This is a genomic window from Pseudomonas syringae group sp. J309-1, assembly GCF_032582135.1.
Classification (GTDB): Bacteria; Pseudomonadota; Gammaproteobacteria; order Pseudomonadales; family Pseudomonadaceae; genus Aquipseudomonas; species Aquipseudomonas quasicaspiana.
The window spans coordinates 36,170-48,414 of sequence record NZ_JAWHNU010000053.1; the positions used below are offsets into that span (position 1 = coordinate 36,170).

Consider the following 12,245-nt stretch of genomic DNA (forward strand, 5'->3'; position numbering starts at 1 on the left):
GGGACGAAGGCTTACTTATCCGGCATCGGTACAGGAAATGGCATCACATTGCTGGTGCCGCGGGCTTCGCTGATCTTTGGTGTGCCGATTCGCTCGACTTCGTCGATGCGCACAATTGAATGCATGGGCACAAAGCTGCGCACTACGCCTTCGAACTGTGCCTTGAGCTTTTCTTCGCTTGGGTCTACCACAACGGTCGTGCGCTCGCCAAAGACGAATTCCTCTACTTCAAGGAAACCCCACAGATCGCTCTGATAGATCTGCTTGGCGTACATCTCGAACACCTGGCCCTGGTTGAGGAAAATCACTTTGTAGATTGGAGCTTCGCGTTTGGTCATAAAGGGCGGGTAAGAATCGGGGACATAAAAAGAGGGCGCGAACTATAGCATGCCCGTTCGGTAGAGGACGCTAGGAAGCGGAGACCGACGCCACTATAATGCGCGGTTCTTTGAACCACCTGATGACGGACGCATGGCCAAGAAGCTTTATATCGAAACCCACGGTTGCCAGATGAACGAGTACGACAGCTCGCGCATGGTCGATCTGCTGGGCGAGCATCAGGCCCTGGAAGTCACCGCTCGCGCGGAAGATGCCGACGTCATCCTGCTCAACACCTGTTCCATCCGCGAACGCGCACAGGACCGGGTTTATTCCCAACTGGGCCGCTGGCGCGAGCTGAAACTGGCCAACCCGGAGATGGTGATCGCTGTCGGCGGTTGCGTTGCCAGCCAGGAAGGCGCGGCCATCCGTGATCGCGCGCCCTACGTGGACGTGGTTTTTGGCCCGCAAACCCTGCACCGCCTGCCGGAAATGATTGATGCGGCACGCTTCACGCGGTTGCCGCAGGTTGATGTCTCGTTCCCGGAAATCGAAAAGTTTGATCACTTGCCCGAGCCCCGTGTAGATGGCCCGAGCGCGTACGTGTCGGTCATGGAAGGCTGCAGCAAGTACTGCACTTTCTGCGTGGTGCCTTACACCCGTGGTGAAGAGGTCAGCCGTCCATTCGATGACGTCGTGGCCGAGGTGATTCATCTGGCTGAAAACGGCGTGCGGGAAGTGACGCTACTGGGTCAGAACGTCAACGGTTATCGCGGTACGACCCATGACGGCCGCGCCGCCGACCTGGCCGATCTGATCCGGGTTGTCGCTGCCGTCGATGGCATCGACCGTATTCGTTACACCACCTCGCACCCGCTGGAATTCTCCGACAGCCTGATCCTGGCTCATGCCGAAGTGCCGGAGCTGGTCAAACACCTGCATTTGCCGGTTCAGTCGGGCTCGGACCGTATTCTGGCAGCGATGAAGCGCAACCACACCACGCTTGAATACAAATCCAGAATCCGCAAGCTCAAGGCTGCCGTACCAGGGATCAGCATCAGTTCGGACTTCATCGTCGGCTTCCCGGGCGAAACTGATAAAGACCATGAGAACACCATGAAGCTCATCGCTGATGTCGGCTTCGACTTCTCGTTTTCCTTCATCTACAGCCCGCGCCCCGGCACTCCGGCAGCAGATCTGGCAGATGAGACTCCCGAAGCGCTGAAAAAAGAACGCCTGGCCGCCCTTCAGCACCGACTGAACCAGCAGGGTTTCGAGATCAGCCGACAAATGGTCGGTAGCACCCAGCGCATCCTCGTGACCGACTACTCGAAAAAAGACCCAGGCGAACTGCAGGGCCGTACCGAGAACAACCGGATCGTGAATTTCCGTTGCGACAACCCCAAGCTGATCGGCCAGTTTGCTGACGTACACATCGACGACGCCCAGCCGCACTCGCTGCGCGGGTCGTTGCTGAATTGAGTGTGAGCGTATTGCTGGAATGAATTCTGTGGGAGCGAATTCATTCGCGAAGGCGTTCTGTCCGGCAATGATTTGTCGGACGTACCGCCCCTTCGCGGATGAATCCGCTCCCACGGGTTTTGCGCTCCTCATGACGTTGCGCAACCTTTATCAAGTCAGAGCTTTCGCACACAGGTCACAGGGTTTATCCTTCGTTTCACCTTAATTGCCCCAGGGCGGCTAAAAACGACCTTGAACGTACAAGTCGAACCACATCGTTTCATCCTCGAACCTTTCGAGGCTCATCGCTTCGCAAATCTCTGCGGGCAACTCGACGAGAATCTGCGTCTCATCGAACAGCGCCTGAACGTTGAGATCCGTAACCGCGGAAATCAGTTCGAGTTGATTGGCGAGCCCAAGCAAACCACCTCAGCCGAAAACCTGTTGCGCCGCCTTTATCGGGAAGCCAAAAGCTCTGAACTGTCGCCCGACATGGTCCACCTGTTCCTGCAGGAATCCGGCGTAGAGGAGCTGGACAACCACCCGGCGGCCGACCCAGGCGTCGCCCTGCGCACCAAAAAAGGCATGATTCGCCCGCGTGGCCTGAATCAGCAACGCTACGTTAAAGAAATTCTTGGCAACGACATCAACTTCGGCATCGGCCCGGCCGGTACCGGCAAGACATACCTTGCCGTGGCCTGTGCCGTTGACGCGCTTGAACGTGAACAGATCCGACGCATTCTGTTGGTGCGACCGGCCGTTGAGGCGGGTGAAAAGCTCGGTTTCCTGCCCGGTGATCTGGCACAGAAAATCGACCCCTACCTGCGCCCGTTGTATGACGCGCTGTACGAGATGCTGGGCTTCGAATACGTCGCCAAACTGATCGAAAAGCAGGTTATCGAAGTCGCACCGCTGGCATACATGCGCGGTCGTACGCTCAATAACAGCTTCATTATTCTCGACGAAAGCCAGAACACCACGGTCGAGCAGATGAAGATGTTCCTGACCCGTATCGGTTTCGGCTCCACCGCAGTGATCACGGGTGACATTACTCAGGTCGACCTGCCAAAAGGCACCAAGTCCGGGCTGACCCATGTCATCGAGGTGCTCAAGGACGTGCAGGGAATCAGTTTCACGCACTTCAAGCCCAAGGATGTGGTGCGTCACCCGCTGGTGCAGCGCATCGTCGAGGCCTATGAGCGCTTCGAAGACCGCAACAGCGATGCGCCCCCAGCTACGAACAATTCCTCTCGGGAATACCGCCGCGATGCTTGAGCTGGACCTGCAAGTGGCAAGTGAAGCAAGCGTCCCCAGCGAAGCCCAGTTCCGCCTTTGGTGCGAAATGGGCTTGCGCCAACGCAGCGCCGATTCCGAGCTGACCATCCGGCTCGTGGATGAAACCGAAGGCCGTGAGCTTAATCACACGTGGCGACACAAAGATTACGCGACTAACGTCTTGTCGTTCCCCGCTGACGTGCCCGACGACATGCTGGATATTCCGCTGCTCGGCGATCTGGTCATCTGTGCCCCGGTTATTGCCCGCGAAGCAACGGAACAAGGCAAAGCGTCAGATGCGCACTGGGCGCACATGGTGATTCACGGCTGTCTGCATCTGTTGGGTTACGACCACATCGATGATGAAGAAGCCGAAGAAATGGAAGCACTGGAACGAACGTTGCTTGAGGAGTTGGGCTATCCCGATCCTTATGCCGATGACGAACACGACGAACCTCCACATTCAGCAATACCAAGCAAGGACAACGAGTAAGGGCTATGAGCGAAGATCGATCGAGCAACGGGCAAAAGTCATGGCTGGGTAAGCTCACCCAGGCTTTTGCCCATGAGCCGAAAAACCGCCAGGAGCTGCTTGAGCTGCTGCGCGAAGCCCATCAGAACAAACTGTTGGACAGCGAAGCGCTGGCCATCGTCGAAGGCGCCATTCAGGTCGCAGACCTGCAAGTCCGGGACATCATGGTCCCGCGCTCGCAGATGATCAGCATCAAGGCCAGCCAGACGCCGCGGGAGTTCCTCCCAGCCGTCATCGATGCCGCCCACTCCCGCTATCCAGTCATCGGCGAAAGTCACGATGATGTACTCGGCGTGCTGCTCGCCAAAGACCTGCTTCCGTTGATCCTCAAGGAAGACGGCGGCGAAGGCGATATCAAGAATTTGCTGCGCCCTGCTACCTTCGTCCCGGAATCCAAGCGCCTGAACGTGCTGCTGCGTGAATTCCGTGCCAACCACAATCACATGGCCATCGTTATCGACGAATACGGCGGTGTGGCAGGACTGGTGACCATTGAAGACGTGCTGGAACAGATCGTTGGCGATATCGAAGACGAGCACGATGTCGAGGAAGACAGCTACATCAAACCGCTGCCCAGCGGCGACTTCCTGGTCAAGGCGCTCACGCCCATCGAAAGCTTCAACGAGTTTTTCGACAGCGAGTTCTCAGATGATGAATTCGACACGGTCGGTGGCCTGGTGATGAGTGCTTTCGGGCATCTCCCCAAGCGTAATGAAATCACCGTTATCGGCGCGTACCGCTTCCGGATTCTCAACGCTGACAGCCGTCGTATCCACTTGCTGCGCCTGAGCCCTGTCACACGCTCGTAACGCTCTCTCCGCTTTAAGGAATGTAAATGCGCTGGATCACCCACCCCGGCTGGCCCGGTAACCTGCTGGCCGTGGTGGCTGGCGCGCTGACCACCCTCGCCCTTGCACCCTACGATATCTGGCCGCTGGCGCTGGTTGCGCTCGCCCTGTTTTATCTCGGCCTGCGCAATCTGAGCCCGCGTCAGGCGCTAGGTCGGGGCTGGTGCTTCGGTTTTGGCCTGTTCGGCGCTGGCACCAGCTGGATCTACGTCAGTATCCATAACTTCGGCGGTGCTTCGGTGCTGCTCGCCGGGTTCCTGATGCTGCTGTTCATCGCCTGCATCGCCTGGTTCTTTGCCCTGCCCGCCTGGCTGTGGGCCCGCTGGATTCGCCGCAACGAAGCACCGCTGGCCGACGCACTGGCTTTCGCTGCCTTGTGGCTGGTCCAGGAGGCATTTCGCGGCTGGTTCCTCACTGGTTTCCCTTGGCTTTATTCCGGTTACAGCCAGCTTGACGGCCCATTGGCAGGCCTCGCGCCGCTTGGCGGGATGTGGCTGGTGTCCTTTGCGCTGGCACTGACCGCGGCGCTGCTGTGCAATCTTTCACGGTTGCGGGCACGTAAATCCTTTCTCGCGGTTGGCGTGGTGTTGCTGGTCGCGCCCTGGATTACCGCCTTGGCCTTGAAAAACCATGCCTGGACTTCGCCCGCTGGTGCACCACTGAAAGTTGCCGCTATTCAAGGCAACATCGAACAACACATGAAGTGGGACCCCGAGCAGCTTAATGCGCAATTGGCGCTCTATCGCGACATGACCTTCCGCTCGCAGCAGGCGGATCTGATCATCTGGCCGGAAACGGCAGTGCCGGTGCTCAAAAGCTCTGCCGAGGGCTACTTGAAGATGATCGGGCAGTTCGCGACAGAACGCGGTTCGGCGCTGATTACCGGCGTCCCGCTGCGTGAAACCAATGACCGCGGCAGCTACAGCTATTACAACGCAATCACCGTAGTCGGTGAGGGCCAAGGCACCTACATGAAGCAGAAGCTGGTGCCCTTTGGTGAATACGTTCCTTTGCAGGACCTGTTGCGTGGCCTCATCGCCTTCTTTGACCTGCCGATGTCCGACTTTGCGCGCGGCCCAAGTGATCAGGCGATGCTGCAAGCCAAGGGCTACCAGATCGCGCCCTTCATTTGCTATGAAGTGGTGTATCCGGAGTTCGCGGCCGGGCTTTCCGCGCAAAGCCAATTGCTGCTGACGGTGAGTAACGACACGTGGTTCGGCACCTCCATTGGGCCACTTCAACACCTGCAAATGGCGCAGATGCGAGCACTGGAAGCCGGTCGCTGGATGATCCGCGCTACCAACAACGGCGTGACGGCATTGATCGACCCGTTCGGCAAGATCACCACGCAGATCCCGCAATTTGAACGCGGCGTGATGTATGGCGAAGTCGTGCCCATGCAGGAATTGACGCCTTACCTGCGCTGGCGCTCATGGCCACTGGCGATTGTCTGTGCGCTGTTGATTGGCTGGGCGCTGGTGGCGAGCCGGATTTCCAAGACGGTCTGATTACACCTGTGGATGAGATTTCTGTGGGAGCGGTGCTTGCCCGCGATGCATGAGACGCAGCTTGAAGACATACCGCGTTATCGTTTATCGCGGGCAAGCACCGCTCCCACAAGGAATGCATTCCAAATGGAATTCAGGGATAAACCCACGGATAAACCAGCAACCCCGCCGCTTCATTAAGCAATTGTCCGCTCTGCCAGATCGCCCGGCTTTCCGGCAGCCACCCGCCAAAGACGCGTGCGTTGTCGGCACTTAAAAACCCAACGGGTGCGCCAACGACGGTAAACCCGGCTTTTTCAAAGCTCCACACTGAGCGCGGCATGTGCCAGGCCTGAGTCACGATCACCACCCGTTTGATACCCAAAGGCTGCAAAATCGCTGCGGTCATCGTCGCGTTTTCCCAAGTCGTACGACTCAAGCCTTCCTGCCAGCGAACCTGCACGCCGAAGTCGCTCTCCAAAGACTCAGCCATGATGGCCGCCTCACTCGGCGGTTCGCCGTAATGCAGGCCACCCGTGGTCAGGATCGGCAGGCCGGATGCCTTGGCCAGCCTGGCTGCATAGCGCATACGTTCAAGGGCCACACCTGTGGGGATATCAGCTCCCCAGCTCGGATCATTACGCTCGCGGCCAGACCCGAGAATTACAATCGCGTCAGCTCGTTGCGCCAGGGTCGCCCATTCGCCAAGTGGCAGAGGCGGAACCGTCTCGATCCCACGGGCCGCAGTCTCCACAACCACCGGCAAACTCATCAGCCACAGTCCGCCCAGCCCTACCGCAAAACAGCTCGCAGCCAGACGCGGCCGGGCCCGGCGCAGATAAAACGCCACCAGCAACAGCAGGAAGAAAATACCGGGCGGCAGGACAATTGCTTTGATCAAATAGCGGACAGGCATCAGGCATCTCCAGAAGATGCCCGAAGCCTAGAAGGATTGACGCCAAGCAACAATGCTTGTGATGCAGACTAGTAGCCCGCGAAGGTTAACGCCTGAAGAGATTGCTTGAATTGTGACGGTTCAACCTGGCCAATGACATGGCTCGCTTCTTGTCCTTCAGCCAGATTACCTTGGCTGAAGATGACGGCACCGATACCGTCTCAGCGGGCTCCCGTGAAACGATGAAACTCCCTGGCACATCAGGGCTTACGTCACCACCTGCCGCAACGCCAGCGTTATTCAAATAGGCTTCAATCAAATCGAACTCGGCACGACTCAGGCCACGGAGTTCAAGCTCCTCAGGCCACTCGTCACGAAGTCGCACTGCAATATCTGCCGTTTCCAGAGCAAGGCCCAGCCGATTAATCAAACGTTCGTACAGATCATGAGTTGTATCTGTGTGCTGCAGCTCTGTCATCCGCTCACCTCATCGAAGATAAAACATACCCTCGACATTGAGCTTAGCGCCGCTGTCAAAACCGGTGCATTGCTGCGACAAACGGCGGCTGACTGCCGCTGAACTGGCCCTCTCAAGCAAACGGCCATGTAAATCAGGGTTTCCCTCGATAGTCGGCGCTCATGTATGCTACGGCGCTTCCTGTAATTCCACTTCCGCTCGCTCGAGCCCGAAAGCACCGCACAGGCAGTTTCCATTGTCCGGCAGCGGTGCCGACCTGAATCGGCGATGCAACGAAGAGGTCAAGGGTCACCAATCTTTAGTAAAAAGTAGCCATGCACGAACTCTATCAGCCCCGTGAAATCGAAGCCGCCGCCCAAACCTTCTGGGACGAGCAAAAGTCTTTTGAAGTCAGTGAACAGCCAGGCAAGGAAACCTTCTATTGCCTATCGATGTTTCCTTACCCTAGCGGCAAGCTACACATGGGGCACGTGCGCAACTACACCATTGGTGACGTGATCGCTCGCTACCAGCGTATGCAAGGCAAGAATGTCCTGCAGCCAATGGGCTGGGACGCATTCGGCATGCCGGCAGAAAACGCCGCGATGAAAAACAACGTCGCGCCAGCCAAGTGGACCTACGAAAACATCGCCTACATGAAGACCCAGCTGAAAAGCCTCGGTCTGGCGATCGACTGGTCCCGCGAAGTCACCACCTGCAAACCAGACTACTACCGTTGGGAACAGTGGCTGTTCACGCGCCTGTTCGAAAAAGGCGTGATCTACCGCAAGAACGGCACCGTGAACTGGGACCCGGTTGACCAGACCGTTCTGGCCAACGAACAAGTCATCGATGGCCGCGGCTGGCGTTCGGGCGCAATCATCGAGAAGCGCGAAATTCCGATGTACTACTTCAAGATCACCGCTTATGCGGATGAACTGCTGGAGAGTCTCGACGAGCTGCCGGGCTGGCCCGAGCAGGTCAAAACCATGCAACGTAACTGGATTGGCAAATCCCGTGGCATGGAAGTTCAGTTCCCGTACGACCAGGCTTCCATTGGTGAAGCCGGCGCGCTGAAAGTTTTCACCACCCGTCCGGACACCCTGATGGGCGCGACTTATGTCGCCGTTGCCGCCGAACATCCGCTGGCTACCCTGGCCGCGCAGAACGATCCGCAGCTGCAAGCATTCATCAACGAATGCAAAAGCGGCAGCGTCGCCGAAGCCGACGTTGCCACCCAGGAAAAGAAAGGCCTGCCGACCTCGTTGTTCGTCGAGCACCCACTGACCGGCGAAAAGCTGCCCGTCTGGGTCGCTAACTACGTACTGATGCATTACGGCGACGGCGCTGTAATGGCAGTCCCTGCACACGACGAGCGCGACTTCGAGTTCGCTTCGAAATACGACCTGCCAATCAAGGCCGTAGTCCGCACCAGCGCAGGCGATGAAACACCTGCTCCGTGGCAGGCGGCTTACGGCGAGCACGGCACGCTGATCAACTCCGGCGAGTTCGATGGCCTGGATTTCGCTGGCGCATTCGACGCGATGGAAGCAGCACTGACCAAGAAGAGTCTCGGTCAGTCCCGCACCCAATTCCGTCTGCGCGACTGGGGCATCAGCCGCCAGCGCTACTGGGGCTGCCCGATCCCGATCGTGCATTGCGACACCTGCGGCGACGTGCCTGTTCCAGAAGATCAACTGCCCGTTGTATTGCCTGAAAACGTCGTACCCGATGGCGCTGGTTCGCCATTGGCGCGCATGCCTGAGTTCTACGAGTGCAGTTGCCCGAAATGCGGCGCACCGGCCAAGCGTGAAACCGACACCATGGACACCTTCGTGGAGTCCTCGTGGTATTACGCTCGTTACGCCTCGCCTCACTACGAAGGCGGTCTGGTCGATCCTGCTGCGGCTAACCACTGGCTGCCGGTTGACCAGTACATTGGCGGTATCGAGCACGCCATCCTTCACCTTCTGTATGCGCGCTTTTTCCACAAGCTGATGCGCGACGAAGGCCTGGTGACCTCGAACGAACCGTTCAAGAACCTGCTGACTCAGGGCATGGTCATCGCCGAAACCTACTATCGCCTTGAAGCCAACGGCAGCAAGACCTGGTTCAATCCGGCAGATGTAGAGCTTGAGCGCGACAGTAAAGCCAAGATCGTCGGCGCCAAACTGATCAGCGACGGCCTGCCCGTCGAGATCGGTGGCACCGAGAAAATGGCCAAGTCGAAAAACAATGGCGTCGACCCTCAGTCGATGATCGATCAGTACGGCGCCGATACCTGCCGCCTGTTCATGATGTTCGCCTCGCCACCTGACATTAGCCTGGAATGGTCCGACTCCGGCGTTGAAGGCTCGCATCGCTTCCTGCGTCGCGTCTGGCGCCTGGCGCAGAGCCACGTTACTCAGGGTCTGCCAGCAGCGCTGGACATCGCCTCTCTTGATGACGGCCAGAAAGTCATTCGCCGTGCGATCCACCAAGCGATCAAGCAGGCTAGCCAGGATATTGGTCAGCACCAAAAATTCAACACTGCCATTGCCCAGGTGATGACGTTGATGAACGTGCTGGAAAAGGCCCCGCAGGCCTCAGCTCAGGATCGCGCCCTGATTCAGGAAGGTCTGGAAACAGTTGCCCTGCTGTTGGCACCGATCACACCGCACATCAGCCACGAGCTATGGAACAAGTTGGGCCATAGCACGCCTGTCATCGACGCTGGCTGGCCGGTTCTGGATCAAACAGCATTGGTTCAAGACAGCCTGCAACTGGTCATCCAGGTTAACGGCAAGTTGCGCGGCCAGATCGAAATGCCAGCCAGTGCTACCCGCGAAGAAGTCGAAGCGGCTGCCCGTGCCAACGAGAACGTACTGCGTTTCGTCGATGGCCTGACCATCCGCAAAGTCATCGTAGTGCCCGGCAAACTGGTCAATATCGTCGCAAGCTGATGGGATCGAGCGCCCGACAATGATCGGGCGCTGAACATATTTCCTGGGTTCGCACAGTCGGCCCAAACGGATTCAAGGGGAGCATCAAGATGATCAAACGCAATCTGCTGGTTATGGGCCTCGCCGTACTATTGAGCGCCTGCGGTTTCCAGCTGCGTGGCACTGGCGCAAACCAGCTGTCCATCAAGGAACTGGACGTCAGCGCACGTGACGCCTACGGCAAAACAGTCGTGCAACTGCGTCAGGTTCTGGAAGGCAGCGGTGTAAAAATCTACACCGGCGCGCCCTACAAGCTGGTGATTCTCAACGAACAGGAAACCCAACGTTCGGCGAGTTCCTCGGGCTCGGGTCGTTCAGCTGAATACACGCTGACCACTACACTCAACTACCAGATAAACGGCACTCAGGACCGGGAGTTGCTGCAACGCAAAGTTCAGATCGAAAAGGTCTATGTGCATGACGGCAACAACCTGATCGGTTCTGACATGCAGTCCGCACAAGTTCGCAATGAGATGCGCAGTGACGTTATCCAGAATCTGATGGCCCAGTTGCAACAACTGACGCCAGCGCAACTGGATGAGCTGCAGGCCAAGGCTGACGCCGTTGCCAAAGCAGAAGCCGATGCACTGGAAGCCGCTCAACGCATTCGCGACGAAACGCCGCAACAGTCGCCGATCGAAATCCCGTCTCGTTAAGATTTCGAGGGCCAGCGTCTTGCTGGCCCTCGATACCTACCTGTTTGAAATGCATTCCCCTGTAGGAGCCAACTTGTTGGCGAGACGCCGGGCCTGCGTAATCAGAACTACCGCCTCGCCAACAAGTTGGCTCCTACAGGGACCGTGTTTGCTGCTTGATGGCGCTTTGTCAGGGAAACCGAGGAATTTCAGATGAAACTCGCCCCCGCCCAACTTGGCAAACACCTGCAAGGTGCTCTCTCGCCCGTTTACATAGTCAGCGGCGACGATCCACTGCTGTGCCAGGAAGCCGCCGACGCGATTCGAGCTGCCGCACGACAGCAAGGTTTTGACGAACGCCAGGTCTTCAGCGCCGACTCCAGTTTCGACTGGGGCACGCTGCTGCAGGCCGGCGCAAGCATGTCGCTGTTCGCCGAGCGCCGACTGCTTGAGTTGCGCCTTCCCTCCGGAAAACCTGGAGACAAAGGGGCTGCTGCCTTGATGGAGTACTGCGCCCGCCCCGCCGAAGACACGCTGCTGTTGATCAGCTTGCCAAAGCTTGATGGCAGCGCGCAGAAAACCAAATGGGGTAAAGCGCTGGTCGAAGGGGCGCAGACCCAGTTCGTGCAAATCTGGCCGGTAGATGCCGGGCAATTACCCCAATGGATTCGCCAACGCCTGTCTCAATCCGGATTGGCAGCCACCCAAGATGCCGTCGAGTTGATCGCGGCGCGAGTGGAAGGCAATTTGCTGGCCGCCGCTCAGGAAATCGAAAAGCTCAAACTGATGGCCGAAGAAGGCCAGATTACTGTCGAGACCGTACAGGCAGCCGTAGCTGACAGCGCGCGTTTCGACGTTTTCGGGCTCACCGATGCCATCCTCAATGGCGAGGCTTCTCACGCCTTGCGCATGCTTGAGGGCCTGCGAGGCGAAGGTGTCGAGCCGCCAGTGATTCTCTGGGCTCTCTCTCGAGAGCTGCGAGTACTGGCGAACCTTGCACTGCAATTCAGTCAGGGCATGCCATTGGAAAAAGCGTTCAGTTCCGCCCGTCCGCCCATCTGGGACAAGCGCAAGCCGCTCATGAGCAAAGCACTGCAACGCTATTCCGCCAAACGCTGGGCCGAACTGCTGATGGATGCGCAACGCATTGATGCGCAGATCAAAGGCCAGGCAGTTGGCTCGCCTTGGAGTAGTTTGAGCCGGTTGTCACTGCTGATGGCAGGTCAGCGTCTGGCGTTGCCAGCGGAGTAAACACGGTCTGCACAGGTGAAACGAGTTTCCTGTGGGAGTGGTCCCGGTATCCCTGACACCTCGCTGTCGCTAAGCAAACGGATGACCCTGTAGGAGCCAACTTGT

At 58.0% G+C, this 12,245-nt stretch carries 11 protein-coding genes; 8 read left to right on the forward strand and 3 right to left on the reverse strand.

Annotated features, from left to right (window positions below):
- Window positions 1-11: 11 nt before the first annotated feature.
- Window positions 12-338 carry a DUF1820 family protein gene (locus tag RX972_RS23100; protein ID WP_027902336.1) on the reverse strand — a complete coding sequence of 109 codons (327 nt, stop codon included), beginning with the start codon at window positions 336-338 and terminating at the stop codon, window positions 12-14.
- 133 nt (window positions 339-471) lie between these two features.
- On the opposite strand from RX972_RS23100, the gene miaB reads away from it, so the two are divergent.
- The 5 genes from miaB (at window position 472) to lnt (ending at window position 5,942) form a co-directional block, all read left to right on the forward strand.
- A complete protein-coding gene (gene miaB / locus RX972_RS23105) occupies window positions 472-1,800 on the forward strand; it encodes a tRNA (N6-isopentenyl adenosine(37)-C2)-methylthiotransferase MiaB (protein ID WP_099268228.1) in 1,329 nt (442 codons plus the stop codon).
- Window positions 1,801-2,031: 231 nt separating this feature from the next.
- Window positions 2,032-3,054: a PhoH family protein gene (locus RX972_RS23110; protein WP_099268227.1), complete on the forward strand. Its 1,023-nt coding sequence runs from the start codon at window positions 2,032-2,034 to the stop codon at window positions 3,052-3,054.
- A complete protein-coding gene (ybeY, locus tag RX972_RS23115) occupies window positions 3,047-3,547 on the forward strand; it encodes an rRNA maturation RNase YbeY (protein ID WP_095100423.1) in 501 nt (166 codons plus the stop codon). Before RX972_RS23110 ends, ybeY begins: the two co-directional genes overlap by 8 nt.
- Before the next feature lie 5 nt (window positions 3,548-3,552).
- The gene (locus tag RX972_RS23120) at window positions 3,553-4,395 is read left to right on the forward strand and encodes an HlyC/CorC family transporter (RefSeq protein ID WP_027902332.1); all 843 of its coding nucleotides are present in this window, start codon (window positions 3,553-3,555) and stop codon (window positions 4,393-4,395) included.
- Window positions 4,396-4,421: 26 nt separating this feature from the next.
- Window positions 4,422-5,942, forward strand: coding sequence for an apolipoprotein N-acyltransferase (lnt, locus tag RX972_RS23125; protein WP_099268225.1), 1,521 nt, complete (start codon window positions 4,422-4,424; stop codon window positions 5,940-5,942).
- 133 nt (window positions 5,943-6,075) lie between these two features.
- Here lnt and RX972_RS23130 read toward each other — a convergent pair whose 3' ends face one another.
- A complete protein-coding gene (locus tag RX972_RS23130) occupies window positions 6,076-6,837 on the reverse strand; it encodes a YdcF family protein (RefSeq protein WP_316878824.1) in 762 nt (253 codons plus the stop codon).
- An 85-nt stretch (window positions 6,838-6,922) separates the two neighbouring features.
- The gene (locus RX972_RS23135) at window positions 6,923-7,294 is read right to left on the reverse strand and encodes a hypothetical protein (protein WP_099268223.1); all 372 of its coding nucleotides are present in this window, start codon (window positions 7,292-7,294) and stop codon (window positions 6,923-6,925) included.
- Between the two features lie 314 nt (window positions 7,295-7,608).
- Between RX972_RS23135 and leuS the strand changes: the two genes are divergently transcribed.
- From leuS to holA, 3 genes are all read left to right on the forward strand, one after another.
- The gene (leuS, locus tag RX972_RS23140; protein WP_316878827.1) at window positions 7,609-10,215 is read left to right on the forward strand and encodes a leucine--tRNA ligase; all 2,607 of its coding nucleotides are present in this window, start codon (window positions 7,609-7,611) and stop codon (window positions 10,213-10,215) included.
- An 89-nt stretch (window positions 10,216-10,304) separates the two neighbouring features.
- The gene (lptE, locus tag RX972_RS23145; RefSeq protein ID WP_027902327.1) at window positions 10,305-10,910 is read left to right on the forward strand and encodes an LPS assembly lipoprotein LptE; all 606 of its coding nucleotides are present in this window, start codon (window positions 10,305-10,307) and stop codon (window positions 10,908-10,910) included.
- 192 nt (window positions 10,911-11,102) lie between these two features.
- Window positions 11,103-12,140, forward strand: coding sequence for a DNA polymerase III subunit delta (gene holA, locus RX972_RS23150; RefSeq protein WP_316878829.1), 1,038 nt, complete (start codon window positions 11,103-11,105; stop codon window positions 12,138-12,140).
- Window positions 12,141-12,245 lie beyond the last annotated feature (105 nt).